Origin of the sequence: Neorhizobium sp. LjRoot104 (assembly GCF_964253725.1) — a bacterium.
Classification (GTDB): Bacteria; Pseudomonadota; Alphaproteobacteria; order Rhizobiales; family Rhizobiaceae; genus Neorhizobium.
The window spans coordinates 1,521,744-1,537,043 of the sequence record NZ_CAXURS020000001.1; the positions used below are offsets into that span (position 1 = coordinate 1,521,744).

The 15,300-nt window shown below is 62.4% G+C and carries 13 protein-coding genes and 1 riboswitch; of the genes, 9 read left to right on the plus strand and 4 right to left on the minus strand.

Features of this window, described 5'->3' with window-relative positions:
* Positions 1–47: 47 nt before the first annotated feature.
* Positions 48–749, minus strand: a complete 702-nt coding sequence (locus ACSQ8R_RS07795; protein WP_436252822.1) for an HAD family hydrolase — start codon at positions 747–749, stop codon at positions 48–50.
* A 190-nt stretch (positions 750–939) separates the two neighbouring features.
* Between ACSQ8R_RS07795 and rpiA the strand changes: the two genes are divergently transcribed.
* The 3 genes from rpiA to gor all read left to right on the plus strand — a co-directional run bounded on the left by rpiA (position 940) and on the right by gor (position 3,871).
* Positions 940–1,635, plus strand: a complete 696-nt coding sequence (gene rpiA, locus ACSQ8R_RS07800; protein ID WP_436252823.1) for a ribose-5-phosphate isomerase RpiA — start codon at positions 940–942, stop codon at positions 1,633–1,635.
* Positions 1,636–1,653: 18 nt separating this feature from the next.
* Entirely contained in the window at positions 1,654–2,367 is a 714-nt protein-coding gene (locus ACSQ8R_RS07805; protein ID WP_436252824.1) for a DUF2059 domain-containing protein, read from the plus strand.
* Positions 2,368–2,482: 115 nt separating this feature from the next.
* Complete coding sequence (gene gor / locus ACSQ8R_RS07810) at positions 2,483–3,871, plus strand: glutathione-disulfide reductase (protein WP_436252825.1); 1,389 nt, start codon at positions 2,483–2,485, stop codon at positions 3,869–3,871.
* An 18-nt stretch (positions 3,872–3,889) separates the two neighbouring features.
* Here gor and ACSQ8R_RS07815 read toward each other — a convergent pair whose 3' ends face one another.
* Positions 3,890–5,230 carry a TadE/TadG family type IV pilus assembly protein gene (locus ACSQ8R_RS07815; RefSeq protein WP_436252826.1) on the minus strand — a complete coding sequence of 447 codons (1,341 nt, stop codon included), beginning with the start codon at positions 5,228–5,230 and terminating at the stop codon, positions 3,890–3,892.
* Between the two features lie 281 nt (positions 5,231–5,511).
* Between ACSQ8R_RS07815 and ACSQ8R_RS07820 the strand changes: the two genes are divergently transcribed.
* From ACSQ8R_RS07820 to bluB, 5 genes are all read left to right on the plus strand, one after another.
* The gene (locus tag ACSQ8R_RS07820) at positions 5,512–6,885 is read left to right on the plus strand and encodes a class II 3-deoxy-7-phosphoheptulonate synthase (RefSeq protein WP_436252827.1); all 1,374 of its coding nucleotides are present in this window, start codon (positions 5,512–5,514) and stop codon (positions 6,883–6,885) included.
* 153 nt (positions 6,886–7,038) lie between these two features.
* Positions 7,039–7,449: a GFA family protein gene (locus ACSQ8R_RS07825; RefSeq protein ID WP_436252828.1), complete on the plus strand. Its 411-nt coding sequence runs from the start codon at positions 7,039–7,041 to the stop codon at positions 7,447–7,449.
* A gap of 59 nt (positions 7,450–7,508) precedes the next feature.
* Positions 7,509–9,182: an NAD+ synthase gene (locus ACSQ8R_RS07830; protein WP_436252829.1), complete on the plus strand. Its 1,674-nt coding sequence runs from the start codon at positions 7,509–7,511 to the stop codon at positions 9,180–9,182.
* Positions 9,183–9,198: 16 nt separating this feature from the next.
* On the plus strand, positions 9,199–10,029 hold the full coding sequence (locus tag ACSQ8R_RS07835) for a TolB family protein (protein ID WP_436255407.1): 831 nt from the start codon (positions 9,199–9,201) through the stop codon (positions 10,027–10,029).
* A 27-nt stretch (positions 10,030–10,056) separates the two neighbouring features.
* Positions 10,057–10,244, plus strand: a riboswitch (cobalamin riboswitch).
* An 81-nt stretch (positions 10,245–10,325) separates the two neighbouring features.
* Complete coding sequence (gene bluB / locus ACSQ8R_RS07840; protein ID WP_436252830.1) at positions 10,326–11,012, plus strand: 5,6-dimethylbenzimidazole synthase; 687 nt, start codon at positions 10,326–10,328, stop codon at positions 11,010–11,012.
* On the opposite strand, the gene ACSQ8R_RS07845 is transcribed toward bluB, so the two are convergent.
* On the minus strand, positions 11,013–11,714 hold the full coding sequence (locus ACSQ8R_RS07845) for a hypothetical protein (protein WP_436252831.1): 702 nt from the start codon (positions 11,712–11,714) through the stop codon (positions 11,013–11,015).
* 140 nt (positions 11,715–11,854) lie between these two features.
* Positions 11,855–14,194, minus strand: coding sequence for an NADP-dependent malic enzyme (locus tag ACSQ8R_RS07850; RefSeq protein ID WP_436252832.1), 2,340 nt, complete (start codon positions 14,192–14,194; stop codon positions 11,855–11,857).
* Between the two features lie 232 nt (positions 14,195–14,426).
* Between ACSQ8R_RS07850 and ACSQ8R_RS07855 the strand changes: the two genes are divergently transcribed.
* Entirely contained in the window at positions 14,427–15,230 is an 804-nt protein-coding gene (locus ACSQ8R_RS07855; RefSeq protein ID WP_436255408.1) for a UDP-2,3-diacylglucosamine diphosphatase, read from the plus strand.
* Positions 15,231–15,300 lie beyond the last annotated feature (70 nt).

Below are 15,300 nucleotides of genomic sequence, written 5' to 3' on the forward strand. Positions count from 1 at the left end.
GCTGAGAACGAGTTTAGGATTGCAGAAGGCGGCCTCGTGCCGCCTTTTTATTTGGCCGCCGCCAGCCGCTTCAGGTCGGCGGAAATCAGCGTTTCCACCATCTCCACGGTCAGTTCCTCGTAGCCGCTGATCACCAGATCCGGGTCGAGCGTGTCGACCGCGACGTCGGAATAACCGAAGGTCACGGCGACCGAGGCAATGCCGGCGTTCTGCGCGGCAAGGATATCGTTGACGCTGTCACCGATCATGATGCTCGTCGCCGGATCGCCGCCGGCTCGTTCGATCGTACCGAAAATATGCCTGGCATCCGGCTTGCGGACGGCAAAGGTATCGCCGCAGGTCATAGCGACGAAGCGATCCAGAAGGCCCAGCTTTTCGAGAAGCGGGAAGGCGAGCCGTTCGGACTTGTTGGTGCAGACCGCGAGCCGCATGCCGGCTGCCGACAGGCGATCGAGGCACGCGACGACGCCGTCATAGGGGCGGCTTCTGCCCGGCATCTGTGACTCGTAATGCTCCATATAGCGGTCGAACAGCCTGGCCGCCGTCGGCTCGTCGAGCGCAACCCTGCGAAGTTCGAAGGCGCGGCGGATCATCACGCGCACGCCCTGGCCGACGAGATGGGTGAGGTCCTCGAAGGTCACCGGCTGGAGGCCGACGTCCTCGATCGTATAGTTGAGGCTGTCGATGAGATCCGGTGCGGTGTCGATCAGCGTGCCGTCGAGGTCGAAAATGACGAGTGGAGCGATCAATGGAACCTCGTGAACGTCGTTCGGGAAGATACCCCGGATTAAGCAATGCTGCCTTGAAATGCAAATATGCGAGATTCGCCCGTCTTCGTAAAATCCAGGGCTTCGTAAAACCCGCCGCGAGGGGACTTTCGTTTGGCAGGAGAGGCGTGTACACAGCGGGTCGGCGAAAACAGCGGGGAGCTTTTGGCGGATGGACGCCCGGGAAATGAAAGTCAAGGCGGCGCAAGCGGCACTGGCCTATGTCGAGGACGGCATGAGGCTGGGTATCGGCACCGGTTCGACGGCGGACGAATTCGTCAGGCTACTCGCTGAAAAGGTCCACGGCGGCTTCAAGGTCGAGGGCGTGCCGACGTCCGAGCGCACCGCGAGGCTCTGTGTCGAGCTTGGCATTCCGCTGAAATCGCTCGACGAGCTTCCGGAACTCGATCTGACGATCGACGGAGCCGACGAAATCGACGCCAGCCTGACCCTCATCAAGGGCGGCGGCGGCGCGTTGCTGCGCGAGAAGATCGTCGCCGCGGCATCTGCTCGCATGATCGTGATTGCCGACGAAAGCAAGCTGGTCGGGACGCTCGGAGCCTTTCCGCTGCCGATCGAGATCAATCCCTTCGGCCTGGCGGCGACCCGGATTGCGATCGAAAAGGCGGCCTCCAGGCTGGGGTTGAGCGGCGAGCTGAAGCTGCGCAAATCCGGTGCCGATATCTTCATGACCGACGGCGGCCACTACATTTTCGATGCATCTTTTGGCCGCATTCCTGATGCAGACGCACTGTCGGCGGAGCTTAATTTCATTCCCGGTGTCGTGGAACACGGGCTGTTCATTCATATGGCGTCCTTAGCGATCATTGCCGGTGAGGCTGGAGCGCGGACGCTCGAGGCGAAGTAAACTAGGAGCAACCAACTCATGATCAGAATCGCGGTTCTCGGCCGTGCCGCCGCTGTGGCCATCCTCTTCTCCGGCGCCTTCACGGTATCGGCTCGCGCGCAGGAAGTTTCGGAAACCCAGCTTGCCGCTGCACGCGATGCGATCACGGCGCTCAACGTCACCGATCGCTACGACAACATCCTGCCCAATCTGGCAGAGCGTCTGAAGGCCCAGTTCATCCAGGCCTCGCCGAACTTCCAGAGCCAGATCTCGAACGTCGTCGATGAGCAAGCGCTGGCGCTTGCACCGCGCCGTGCCGATCTGGAAAAGGAAGCCGCGAGCATTTACGCCAAGAGCTTCTCGGTTGATGAACTGAAGTCGATCTCTACCTTTTTCAACACGGAGACCGGCAAGAAGCTCTTGACCAACCAGCCGCTCGTCAGCCGCGAATTGACCAAGGCCGCCGAAATCTGGGCAAACGGGATTTCCCGCGACCTGACCAACCAGAGCTCGGAAAAGCTGCGCGGCATCATCGACGCAAACCCGATCCAGGCGCCGGTCGTCGATGCGGCTCCGGCGGAAGCACAGGCCGCAGCACCCGCACCGGCAAAGCCTGCTACTCCGCCGGCACCGGCCAAGCCCGCTGCTGCGCCTGCCGCCAAACCGGCAGCTCCGGCCGCCACCGCTCCGGCAAAGCCCGCCGCTCCGGCTGCCAAGCCAGCTCCGACCCCGGCGCCCGCGCCGAAGCCGTGATGGCATAGCCCACCCGTGTAATTTCAAGGGCCCGGAGCAATCCGGGCTTTTCCTTTTGGGCCTCTCGTCCCTATATGTGAGCCACATCCAGCCGCCTGCTCTCAAGGAGAATATTATGACCGCCTATGACTATGATCTCTTCGTGATTGGCGGCGGATCGGGTGGCGTGAGGGCCGGACGCGTGGCGGCATCGCTCGGCAAGCGGGTGGCGATCGCCGAGGAATATCGTTTCGGCGGCACCTGCGTCATCCGGGGCTGCGTGCCCAAGAAGCTCTTCGTCTACGCCTCGCAATATCACGAGCATTTCGAGGATGCGGTCGGTTACGGCTGGGAGGTCGGAGCGAGCACATTCGACTGGAAGAAACTGATCGCCGCCAAGGACAGGGAGATCGCCCGCCTTGAAGGCCTCTATCGCAAGGGTCTTGAAAACAACGGTGCGGAAATTCTTGAAACCCGCGCCGAGTTGGTCGATGCCCATACGATCCGGCTCTTGAAGACCGGCAAGACCGTGACCGCCGAAAAGATCGTCGTGGCGACCGGTGGCACGCCCAATCCCCATGCGGCGCTGCCCGGCCACGAGCTCTGCATCTCGTCCAACGAGGCCTTCGATCTGCCCGAACTGCCGCGCTCCATCCTGATCGCCGGCGGCGGCTATATCGCGGTGGAATTCGCCAACATCTTCCACGGCCTCGGCGTCGACGTGACCCTGATCTATCGCGGCAAGGAAATCCTCTCGCGCTTCGACCACGACATGCGCCAGGGCCTGCACAAGGCGATGGTGGAAAAGGGCATCCGCATCATGCTTACGGATGTGATCGAGGAGGTCACCAAGGCGCCGGCCGGCGGACTTGTTGCAAGGACCATGAACGGTGAGACGATTGCCATCGACACGGTGATGCTGGCGCTCGGCCGCGATCCGAATACCACGGGATTGGGCCTGGAGGCCGCGGGCGTCGAGATAAACGAACGCGGCGCCATCGTCGTCGACAGATATTCCCGCACCAGCGTGCCGCATATCTATGCGCTCGGCGATGTCACCGACCGGGTACAGCTGACGCCGGTGGCCATCCACGAGGCGATGTGCTTCATCGAAACCGAATACAAGGACAATCCGACCGCCCCCGACCACGACCTGATCGCCACCGCCGTCTTTTCGCAGCCGGAGATCGGCACCGTCGGCCTGTCGGAAGAGGAAGCCGCCAGGCGCTATCCGGAGCTCGAAGTCTACCGCGCCGAATTCCGGCCGATGAAGGCGACGCTGTCGGGCCGGGCCGAGAAGATGATCATGAAGCTGATCGTCGAGGCGGCAAGCCGCAAGGTGGTCGGGGCTCACATCCTTGGCCACGACGCCGGCGAAATGGCACAGCTTCTCGGTATTTCGCTGAAGGCCGGCGTCACCAAGGATGGTTTCGACCGCACCATGGCCGTGCATCCGACGGCGTCCGAGGAGCTCGTCACGATGTACAATCCGAGCTACCGGGTGAAGAACGGCGAGCGCGTCTGACGCGCCCGCCAGTTCCTGTTAGCTGGTGATCCGTGGCGCGCTGACGATCTTGCGGAAAAGCGTATTCATCGCGGCGGCGATGCCTTCAGTCGGGCTCACCTCAAAGTAATAGCCTTCAGTGGCGCAGGCCCGCATGTTGCTCGGTATACTTGGCTGGAATGGAGCGATCCAGCTGTTGTAGAAGCCGTTCTCCGGCAGAGGCAGATAGGTTGTATAGAGCACCGCAATCTTGACGCCCCGGAGCTTTATGTCGTTGCAGTATTCGACGTCGATCGGTTCCATGCAGCGCGGCAGTTGTTCTGATCCCTTTTTCGTGTAGGTCAACTTCTTCTTGCAGTCGGAGCGCTGCGCATCCCCGACGCCGTCGGCGACCAGGAAGACGATTGCTTGCCGATCGGCGGTGCTTGTGCCATTGCCCGTCGACTTGATCTTCTCGTCGATGCCGGTGAGAGCCGCGTTGTAGTCGGTCTGGTTGTTGGGATAGTCGTGACTTGGGATGCTCATCAGCTCGATCTTTTCTGTCGCCTTGCCGAGGGCTTCCAGATCGGTGGTCGGACTGGCGACCGTAAAGAGTTTCGCGTCGAGCGCGGAGCGCCCGAACGTGTAAGCCGACATCCGGAACTGACTGTTGACGGTCTGCGTCTCTTTCGCGGTCGTCATCAGCGCGGCGACCGCATCGGCGACCACGTCGATCCGGATCGTTGCTCCGATCGTTTTGGCGAGGTTGTAATAGCTGTCCTTGTCCTCGACGCCGCTTTCCGAGACGACGTGGCAGGCGAAGGCGCAATCCTTGTCTTTTCCATTGCGACCATTGATGGTGGCTGCCCGGAGCTTGGCGACGTCTGCAGGCGTCGCCCCGACCCCCATCGACGGGGTGTTGTCGAGCAGCATGTAGAAGTCGAGGAACGACGGCGTCTGGTATTGCGCGGTGGCCTGGCCGGAAACGGTGATGTCGTCCTTGCCGAGGATCGTCATGAAAGTGGTCGGCAGGGTTGCGCTGAACGCTACGTGCGAGGTCAGGATGCCGTTGTTCTTTGCCACCTGGATATCGACACTCACCGGCAGGGAGGCGAGTTCGCCGAACATCTGACCGAGGAAGATGCTTCGGGCTTCGGCCGGATCGAGCGCCACGCTCCCGTCTCCGGGCAGTTGCATCGCCTGGGCGACGGCCTTCGATTTCTCGGCGATGGCGCCGACGGCGGCCGCATCGGCCGCGCCGACGAGTTGCTGCTTGACGGTGAGCGCATGGCCGAAATCAAGCGCCATGCCGGCCGTCCCAATGAGCGGAACCAACAGAAGGGCGGTCATGACGCCAAAATTGCCACCGCGATCCTTCCAGAAACGTGTCATCGGATGCATCGCCTGCTCCCCAGCAAGAAAACCTGCGCGAAACGTCGCGCAAATTCGTGAAATTGTGGCTAAGAACGGGATTAAAATTCAAGGCATGTCCTGATTTCATACTGCATGCGATCCGAGCGGAGACGGCGTCAGCCCGATTTTCGTGGCACATCGCAGGGACGAGCCGGAGGGGGAACGCGGGTCAAAACGGCTATGCAACGCTGCTGTTAAGGTCTATAAGCCGCCTCGATTTTAAAGACTTGCCCGGCAGAGGATGGCCGAGGCTGAAACAGGTGAGCGAGATGGCACAGAATTGGACCCCGAGCAGTTGGCGGCAAAAACCGATCCAGCAGGTCCCGGAATTTCCGGACAAGGCCGCGCTGGCCGCCACGGAAGCTCAGCTCGCGACCTTCCCGCCGCTCGTATTCGCCGGTGAGGCCCGCCGCCTGAAGAAGCAGCTCGCCAGTGTCGCGGAAGGCAATGCCTTCCTGCTGCAGGGCGGCGACTGCGCGGAAAGCTTCGTCGAACACGGTGCGGACAATATCCGCGACTTCTTCCGCTCGTTCCTGCAGATGGCCGTCGTCCTGACCTATGGCGCCCAGCTTCCGGTCGTCAAGGTCGGCCGCATCGCCGGCCAGTTCGCCAAGCCCCGTTCCTCGAATATCGAAGTGCAGGGCGGCGTCGAACTGCCGTCCTATCGCGGCGATATCATCAACGGCATCGAGTTCTCGCCGGAATCGCGCATTCCCGATCCGGAACGCCAGATGATGGCCTACCGCCAGTCGGCGGCGACGCTGAACCTTTTGCGCGCCTTCGCGATGGGCGGTTATGCCAATCTCGAAAACGTCCACAAGTGGATGCTCGGCTTCGTCAAGGATAGCCCCCAGGGCGAGCGTTACCGCAAGCTCGCCGACCGCATCAGCGAAACCATGGATTTCATGAAGGCGATCGGCATCACCGCGGAGAACCAGCCGAGCCTGCGCGAGACGGATTTCTTCACCAGTCATGAAGCGCTGCTGCTCGGTTACGAAGAAGCCTTCACCCGCGTCGATTCCACGTCCGGCGACTGGTACGCGACCTCCGGCCACATGCTGTGGATCGGCGACCGCACCCGTCAGCTCGACCATGCGCATGTCGAATATTTCCGCGGCATCAAGAACCCGATCGGTTTGAAATGCGGTCCGTCGCTGCAGGCCGACAATCTTATCGAACTGATCGACGCGCTGAACCCGGCCAACGAGGCCGGCCGCCTGACGTTGATCTGCCGTTTCGGCCACGACAAGGTCGCCGAGAGCCTGCCGAAGCTGATCCGCGCCGTCGAGCGCGAAGGCAAGAAGGTGGTCTGGTCCTGCGATCCGATGCATGGCAACACGATCACGCTCAACAACTACAAGACCCGGCCCTTCGACCGGATCCTGTCGGAAGTCGAGAGCTTCTTCCAGATCCACCGTGCGGAAGGCACCCATCCGGGCGGCATCCATATCGAGATGACCGGCAAGGACGTCACCGAATGCACCGGCGGCGCCCGTGCGGTCTCGGCCGGCGACCTGCAGGACCGTTACCATACCCATTGCGATCCGCGTCTCAACGCCGACCAGGCGCTGGAACTGGCCTTCCTGCTCGCCGAGCGGATGAAGAGCGGTCGCGACGAAAAGCGGATGGTCGTCAACGGCTGAACTGCCACGCACGGTAGCTGAAAATCGGAGAAGGCCGGCGGTGACGCTGGCCTTTTACTATTATTTCCCCTGATGGCATGATCAGCCGAATAGATTTGACCCCGTGGCCCGCGCTCGCGACACTGAGCATGTTGCTTTCGTCGGGGATGTTGCATGGAGCAGAAGAACAGCGGTCGTTGCCTGTGCGGTGCGATCCGGTTTGAAACGGTCGGTCCGCTGCGGACGGTTACGGCTTGCCATTGTTCGCAATGCCGCCGTCAGACCGGGATTTACTACGCGGCGACCAGCGTTCGCGTCGAGAACATGACGCTCGAAGGCGAGGAGGCGCTCAGCTGGTATCGCGCCAGCGATGAAGCGCGGCGCGGCTTCTGCTCGCAATGCGGCTCGGCGCTGTTCTGGCAGGCGGAGGGCGCACAGAGCATTTCGATCCTGGCGGGCGCCTTCGACCAGCCGAGCGGGCTTGTCATGGGCGAGCACATCTATTGCGCCGACAAGGCGGATTTCTATGAATTGCCCGAGGACGGCGTGCCGCATTATCCGGACGATCGGCCCACATCCGCCTGACGGACAAAAAACTCTCGGAACACGTTGCCCCCATCTGCTGCGGACGCTAAATCGGTACCATGACCCAGGACATCAGCCAGACCTTCCGCATCGCCGTCGCCCAGCTCAACCCGACCGTCGGCGATATCGCCGGCAATCTGGCGCTGGCCCGAGAAGCCCGAAGAGATGCCGCCCGCGAGGAGGCGGATATCGTTCTTTTCACCGAGCTTTTCCTGTCCGGTTATCCGCCTGAAGACCTCGTTCTGAAGCCGGCTTTCCTGAAGGCGTGCCTGAAGGCGGTCGAGGAGCTCGCGGCCGATACGGCCGACGGCGGTCCCGGCGTCATCATCGGTTTTCCGCGCCTGGGCAAGGAGGGTCGCCACAATTCGATCGCTGTGCTCGACGGCGGCAAGGTGATCGCCGTGCGCGACAAGATCGACCTGCCGAACTATGGCGAGTTCGACGAGAAACGCGTCTTCATCGCCGGCGAGATGCCGGGACCGGTCAATTTCCGCGGCGTGCGGCTCGGCATCCCGATCTGCGAGGACATCTGGGGCGATCTCGGCGTCTGCGAGACGCTGTCGGAGAGCGGCGCGGAAATCCTGCTGGTGCCGAACGGTTCGCCCTATTATCGCGGCAAGGTGGATATCCGCCACCAGGTCGTCCTGAAGCAGGTGATCGAGACCGGCCTGCCGATGATCTATGCGGCTCAGCTCGGCGGCCAGGACGAACTGGTCTTCGACGGCGCCAGCTTCGCCTTCAATGTGGACAAGTCGCTTGCCTTCCAGATGAGCCAGTTCGAGCCGGCCGTTGCCGTCACCGAGTGGAGACGGATTGGCGAGACCTGGCATTGCGCCCGAGGGCCGATGGCGCGCATTCCGGAAAAGGAGGAGGCGGATTACCGCGCCTGCCTTCTCGGTTTCCGCGATTACGTCAACAAGAACGGCTTCAAGTCGGTCGTGCTCGGCCTGTCCGGTGGTATCGACAGCGCGATCTGCGCGGCGATCGCCGTCGATGCGCTCGGCGAGGAGAGGGTGCGCACGGTGATGCTGCCCTATCGCTATACGTCGGAGGACTCGCTGAAGGACGCCGCCGATTGCGCCAGGGCGCTCGGCTGCCGTTACGACATCGTGCAGATCGCCGAGCCGGTGGACGGCTTTTCGTCGGCGCTGGCCGAACTGTTCGAGGTAACCGAGGAGGGCATTACCGAGGAGAACCTCCAGAGCCGCGCCCGCGGCACGATCCTGATGGCGATCTCCAACAAGTTCGGCTCGATGGTGGTGACGACCGGCAACAAGTCGGAAATGTCGGTCGGTTACGCCACCCTCTACGGCGACATGAACGGCGGCTTCAACCCGATCAAGGACCTCTACAAGATGCAGGTCTATGCGCTGTCCGCTTGGCGCAACCAACACCTGCCGCCGACGGCGCTCGGCCCGAGCGGCGAGGTGATCCCGAAGAACATCATCTCCAAGGCCCCATCCGCGGAACTTCGGCCCAACCAGACCGACCAGGATTCGCTGCCGCCCTATCCGGTACTCGACGATATCCTGGAATGCCTTGTCGAGCTGGAGATGGGCACCGAGGAGATCATCGCCCGCGGGCATGATATCGCCACCGTGCACCGGATCGAGCACCTCCTGTATCTCGCCGAATACAAGCGGCGGCAATCGGCGCCCGGGGTAAAAATCACCAAGAAGAATTTCGGCCGCGACCGGCGTTACCCGATCACCAACCGGTTCCGGGACCGGTAGGAGAGGGATCATGGCCCTGCGCAGCTCGGTCGAGATCTTCAACATCCGAAGCCGGACGATGCGGGTGGTCTGGCAGACGGAAGCCCTGTTCGAGGCGCCCAACTGGTCTCCGGACGGGCAATATCTGATGCTGAACAGCGAGGGCCTGATCTATCGGCTGTCACCGGACGGTGACGGCGGTCCGCAACTTGTCGATACGGGCTTTGCCCTGCAATGCAACAACGACCACGGCATTTCGCCTGACGGTTCGCTGATCGCCATTTCCGACAAGGTGGAGTTCGGCAAGTCGGCGATCTATGTGCTTCCCGTCGGTGGCGGTGTACCGAGGCTAGTGACCCGGAACCTGCCGTCCTACTGGCATGGCTGGTCGCCCGACGGAAAAAGCTTCGCCTATTGCGGCATCCGCGGCGACGAATTCGACATTTATACGATCGGTATCGAAGGCGGTGAGGAGACCAGGCTGACCTTTGGCGAGGGCCGCAATGACGGGCCGGATTATTCGCCCGACGGCAAGTGGATCTATTTCAACTCCAGCCGCAGCGGGCTCATGCAGATCTGGCGCGTTCCGGCCGCCGGTGGTCCGGCGGAGCGGATCACCGACAGCGATTACGGCGACTGGTTTCCACATCCGTCGCCGAAGGGTGACAAGATCGTCTTCATCTCCTACGACGCCGATGTCCTCGACCATCCGCGTGATCTCGACGTCCGCGTCCGGCTGATGGACATCGACGGCGGCAATGCCGAGACGCTGTTCGATCTCTTCGGCGGGCAGGGCACGATGAACTCGCCCAACTGGTCGCCGGATGGTGATGAATTCGTCTATGTACGCTATTTCCCTGTCGCATGAGCGTCTTGCGGCGAAGACTGGGTAGGGGCATAACTGATCCGGTCAGGTGCCGGCGACAAGCCGGAGAATCGGGAATCCGGGGTGGAACCGGAACGTGCCCAACGCTGTGAGGTGGACGCCCGGCCGCAGGAATTCAGCCACTGGGAAACCGGGAAGGCCGCGGCGGGAGGCGGACGAAGCCAAGTCAGAAGACCGGCCTGACACGATAGACCGAACCCGCGCGGACGGCGGCAAGGTTTCGGACCTCTCCTTGCTTCCGAAAGGCTGGGGAGCGACGGCATTGTTGGGGATAAACGATGCGACCTGACCCTTTTGCGCATGCCTTGCGGCCCGCCGGTGAATTTTCCAAGGCCGAACGTACGGCCGTTTATCGGGCGATCGAGACCCGCCGCGACGTGCGCGACCAGTTCCTGCCCGATCCGCTGCCGGACGACCTGGTAAGGCGACTGCTTGGCGCTGCGCATGCAGCTCCCTCCGTCGGCTTCATGCAGCCCTGGAATTTCATCCTCATCCGCGATCAGGCGGTGCGGGAGGCCGCATGGACCGCCTTCTCGCGCGCCAATGACGAAGCCGCGGAGATGTTTCCGGATGAAAGCCGCGACCTCTATCGCAGTCTCAAGCTCGAAGGCATCCGCAAGGCGCCACTGTCGATCTGCGTCACCTGCGATCCCGATCGCGCCGGCCCGGTTGTGCTCGGCCGTACCCACAATTCGCGCATGGACGCCTATTCGACCGTCTGCGCCGTGCAGAACCTCTGGCTTGCGGCCAGGGCCGAAGGCGTCGGCGTCGGCTGGGTCAGCATCTTTCACGACGAGGACGTGCGCGGGCTGCTTGGCATTCCCGACCGCATCGAGATCATCGCCTGGCTCTGCCTCGGTTACGTCGATCGGCTCTATGGCGAGCCGGAGCTGGCGCTCAAGGGCTGGCGCCAGCGCCTGACTCTGGACGAACTGGTGTTTCATGACCGATGGGAGAACCGCTGACTATTGCTGCGGCTGCGGTCCTGCCGATTTCGGATTGCTGAGATCGATACTCTCGTCGGGCAGGAAGGTCGGCCCGACGGTGCGCACCTTCCTGTTCGGATCGTAGGCCCGCTCCGGTGGCGGTGTGAGTATCGGCGGCTGGACGGCGGCTGCCTGTGGCTTTTGTGGCGGGCGGGTGCGCAGGTTGGTGATCCCGGAATAGGGCTGCTCTTCCTTCGGAAGTTCGATCCCCGGCACCTTTCGCCGATCGTCGATAACAGGCGGCAGCGGTTCGAAAGAGGGGATGCAGCGCTGTTCGCGAATGGCGGCGAGAATGGCATTCCGCTCTTCCGAGGGCAGGATCATCTGCCGCGAACTATTCCGTTCCGCCGCCAGCGCATCGCGGCTCTGCTCCATTCTGTCCAGCGCATCCCGCATCTGGCCGCAGACCTCGGCATTCGGGCCGCCCAAAACCACGACGCTGCCATTGCCGCAACCGGCGCGGCGCATGTCGATCCTGAGCTCCCGGATATCGGTATTGTATTCGCCGAGCTGCTGGGCATAGCTGCGTGCCGCGGACGTGCTGCCGATGATCTGCGGGCTATTGCCAAGTTTCCGGTAAAGCGCCGCGCAAACGGCGGGGTCCCCCGCCAGCGCTGCGGCAGGCAGGAAAAACAGCGGTATGGTCAGCAGGCCGCGAAGCGGGATCGGCAATTCCGGCATCCTCTCCAGAGTTTGGAGATGGCATCATGGAACGTGCCGGTTGACAATCTCATAAAGCGGCGATCACCGCATGTGAAAACAGATCTCAGATACGGTGTGAGCCCCCAACGGGGCTCACGCCAATCGCGAGTTTAAACAACTTAAGATTGAATTTGTAAATTTGGCTGCGATGCTTCCACGACGGCCAGGGCCGCCATGTTCACCACGCCGCGCGACGTGACCGAGGACGACAGGATATGCGCCGGCCGGGCCGCCCCGAGAAGGATGGGCCCGACATGCAGGGCGTCCGTCAGGTTGCGCACGAGGCCGAGCGAGATGTTTGCCGCGTCGAGGTTCGGGAAGACCAGCAGGTTGGCTTCGCCGGTGAGCGAGCTGTTCGGCATGGCCCGCTTGCGCAGCGTTTCGGACAGGGCGGAGCCGCCCTGCATTTCGCCGTCGACTTCGAGTTCCGGCGCACGCTGGCGCACCAGCTTCAGGGCAGCCCGCATCTTCTGGGCGCTTTCCGAATCGCGCGAGCCGAAATTCGAATGGCAGATCAGCGCCGCCTTCGGAGTGATGCCGAACCGGCGGATTTCCTCGGCCGCGAGAACCGTGATCTCGGCGATCTCCTGCGCGGACGGGTTGTAGTTGACGAAAGTGTCGGTGAAGAACATCGCACCGCGCTGGGAGATCACCAGGCTGAGGCCCGAGAAGGCGCAGACGTCCGGCCGCTTGCCGATGATCTGGTTCACGTCGCTGAGATGCTTGTCGTAACGGCCTTCGACGCCGCAGATCAGCGCATCCGCATCGCCGCGCTTGACCGCGAGCGCGCCGATCACCGTGTTGTTGGTGCGCACGATGGTGCGCGCCGCTTCCGGATTGATGCCTTCGCGGCCGACCAGGGCGAAATATTCGTCGACATAGTCGCGATAGCGCGGATCGTCTTCCGGGTTGACCACGGCGAAATCGACATTCGGGCGGATGCGGATACCGAAGCGGGCAAGCCGCGCTTCGATGACCGAAGGACGACCGATCAGGATCGGGGTCGCCGTCTTTTCTTCGAGCAGGACCTGGGCGGCGCGCAGCACGCGCTCGTCCTCGCCCTCGGCGAAGATCACCCGGTTCCTCTCGGAAGCCTTGGCGGCGCTGAAGATCGGCTTCATCACGAAACCGGAGCGCCAGACGAAGCGGTTCAACTGGTCGAGATAGGCCTCGAAATCCTGGATCGGCCGCGAGGCGACGCCGGTCTCGGCAGCGGCTTTGGCAACCGCAGGGGCAATGCGCAGGATGAGGCGCGGATCGAAAGGCGAGGGGATGAGATAGTCGGCTCCGAAGATCGGCGTCTCGCCGGAATAGGCGCGAGCGGCAACGTCGGAGACTTCCTCGCGTGCAAGCGCTGCGATCGCCTTGACCGCTGCCATCTTCATTTCCTCGTTGATCGTCCGGGCGCCGCAATCGAGCGCGCCGCGGAAGATGTAGGGGAAACACAGCACGTTGTTGACCTGGTTCGGGAAGTCCGAACGGCCGGTGCAGATCATCGCGTCGGGACGGGCGGCGCGGGCGAGCTCCGGCATGATTTCCGGCGTCGGATTGGCAAGCGCCATGATCAGCGGCTTTTCGGCCATCTGTGCCAGGAGTTCTGGCTTCAGCACGCCGGCGGCGGAGAGGCCGAGAAACACGTCGGCGCCGCCGATGCTGTCGGCAAGGACGCGCTTTTCGGATTTCTGGGTGTAGATTTCCTTCCACTCGTCCATCAGCGTATTGCGCCCGTCATAGACAAGGCCTTCGATGTCGTGGACCCAGATATTCTCTTTCTTCGCGCCGAGCGAAACGAGGAGATGCAGGCAGGCGAGCGCGGCAGCACCCGCGCCTGAGGTAACGATCTTCACGTCGGCGATGTTTTTTCCGGCGAGTTCAAGCCCGTTCAGGACCGCGGCGGCGACGATGATCGCAGTGCCGTGCTGGTCGTCGTGGAAGACCGGGATGTTCATCTTTTCGCGCAGCCGGCGTTCGACTTCGAAACACTCCGGCGACTTGATGTCTTCGAGGTTGATGCCGCCGAAGGTCGGCTCGAGCGCCGAGACGGTCGAGACCATCGCCTCGATGCCGGGCGCGTCGATCTCGATGTCGAAAACGTCGATGCCGGCGAATTTCTTGAAGAGGACGGCCTTGCCTTCCATGACCGGCTTGGAAGCCAGTGGTCCGATATTGCCAAGCCCCAGTACGGCCGAGCCGTTGGAGACCACCGCGACGAGGTTGGCGCGGGCGGTATAGTCCGCGGCCATATCCGGATTGTCGCGAATCGCGAGGCATGGGGCTGCAACGCCCGGCGAATAGGCGAGCGCCAGGTCGCGCTGGTTGCCGAGCGGCTTGGTTGCCTGGATCTCCAGCTTGCCGGGCCGCGGGTAGCGGTGGAAGAACAGCGCCTGCTCGTCGAGATCGCCGCTGGCCGGCCCAGTAGCTGGCATCGTCGGCGATTTCGGTTTGTCCTGCGCGTTCATGTTTCCTCCTGGCTTGCTTGTTCTGTCTTTGAGGGGTCGAAAGGAGAGACCCCTCCTTACATCAATCAATCAGCAGCGACAGCAGCTAATTTGGGGTGACGGCGGAAATTGGAACACGGCCATCGGAGCGCCGGGGAGCGGCTTTTCCCCGCCCTGTCATCATCCTGAAACACGAGTCTGGTTTTGAAGCCACCAGAAGCGGCAGCGAAAGGACGACTTCGTGACCGGTGAGATGGATACACGGCATTTCAGAACGCTCTTCATTTCGGACGTTCACCTGGGCTCCAAGGCGGCCCGAACGGATTTTCTCCTGGACTTCCTGCGTTATCATGAAGCGGAGACCATTTTCCTGGTCGGCGACATCATCGATGGCTGGCGGCTGAAGCGCAACTGGTACTGGCCGCAGGGCTGCAACGACGTGGTCCAGAAGCTGCTGCGCAAGGCGCGCAAGGGCACCCGCATTGTCTACATTCCCGGTAACCACGACGAATTCCTGCGCTCTTTCCCGGGCACACATTTCGGCGGCATCGAAGTTGCCGAGCGCGAAATCTACGAAATGGCCGACGGCCGCAAATACCTGATCCTGCATGGCGACGAATTCGACGTCGTGGTCCGCAATGCGCGCCTGCTCGCCTATCTCGGCGACTGGGCCTATGATGCGGCCATCGTCATCAATATCGGCCTTGCCGCCATCCGCCGCCGCCTCGGCATGCCTTACTGGTCGTTCTCGGCCTGGGCCAAGCTACAGGTCAAGCACGCGGTCAATTTCATCGGTGAGTTCCAGCGGGTCGTCGCCGACGAAGCCCGCCGCAACAATGTCGATGGCGTCATCTGCGGCCATATCCATCATGCGGTCATGGAAGACATCGACGGCATCCACTACGTCAATACCGGCGACTGGGTGGAAAGCTGCACGGCGATCGCCGAGAACTTCGACGGCACGCTGGAGATGATCTCCTGGCAGAACATCGCCGCCACGGCGGAGATCAAGGCCTTGCCGGCGCCGCAATCCATCGAGGACATGCGGGCCGCCTGAGCGGCCTGCGACAGATCGACAGGCCGGTCCGAGGGCTATTTCTTGCCATAGGCAGGCACAAGGGTGTGTG

What these genes read in the sequence shown, in the direction of transcription:
- ACSQ8R_RS07825 (WP_436252828.1), top strand. Translation starts at nt 7,039, where the DNA reads ATGGAGCAGAAGAACAGCGGTCGTTGCCTGTGCGGTGCGATCCGGTTT.
- ACSQ8R_RS07815 (WP_436252826.1), bottom strand. Translation starts at nt 5,230, where the DNA reads ATGCATCCGATGACACGTTTCTGGAAGGATCGCGGTGGCAATTTTGGC.
- ACSQ8R_RS07855 (WP_436255408.1), top strand. Translation starts at nt 14,427, where the DNA reads ATGGATACACGGCATTTCAGAACGCTCTTCATTTCGGACGTTCACCTG.
- ACSQ8R_RS07850 (WP_436252832.1), bottom strand. Translation starts at nt 14,194, where the DNA reads ATGAACGCGCAGGACAAACCGAAATCGCCGACGATGCCAGCTACTGGG.
- ACSQ8R_RS07845 (WP_436252831.1), bottom strand. Translation starts at nt 11,714, where the DNA reads ATGCCGGAATTGCCGATCCCGCTTCGCGGCCTGCTGACCATACCGCTG.
- ACSQ8R_RS07830 (WP_436252829.1), top strand. Translation starts at nt 7,509, where the DNA reads ATGACCCAGGACATCAGCCAGACCTTCCGCATCGCCGTCGCCCAGCTC.
- gor (WP_436252825.1), top strand. Translation starts at nt 2,483, where the DNA reads ATGACCGCCTATGACTATGATCTCTTCGTGATTGGCGGCGGATCGGGT.
- bluB (WP_436252830.1), top strand. Translation starts at nt 10,326, where the DNA reads ATGCGACCTGACCCTTTTGCGCATGCCTTGCGGCCCGCCGGTGAATTT.
- ACSQ8R_RS07820 (WP_436252827.1), top strand. Translation starts at nt 5,512, where the DNA reads ATGGCACAGAATTGGACCCCGAGCAGTTGGCGGCAAAAACCGATCCAG.
- rpiA (WP_436252823.1), top strand. Translation starts at nt 940, where the DNA reads ATGGACGCCCGGGAAATGAAAGTCAAGGCGGCGCAAGCGGCACTGGCC.
- ACSQ8R_RS07805 (WP_436252824.1), top strand. Translation starts at nt 1,654, where the DNA reads ATGATCAGAATCGCGGTTCTCGGCCGTGCCGCCGCTGTGGCCATCCTC.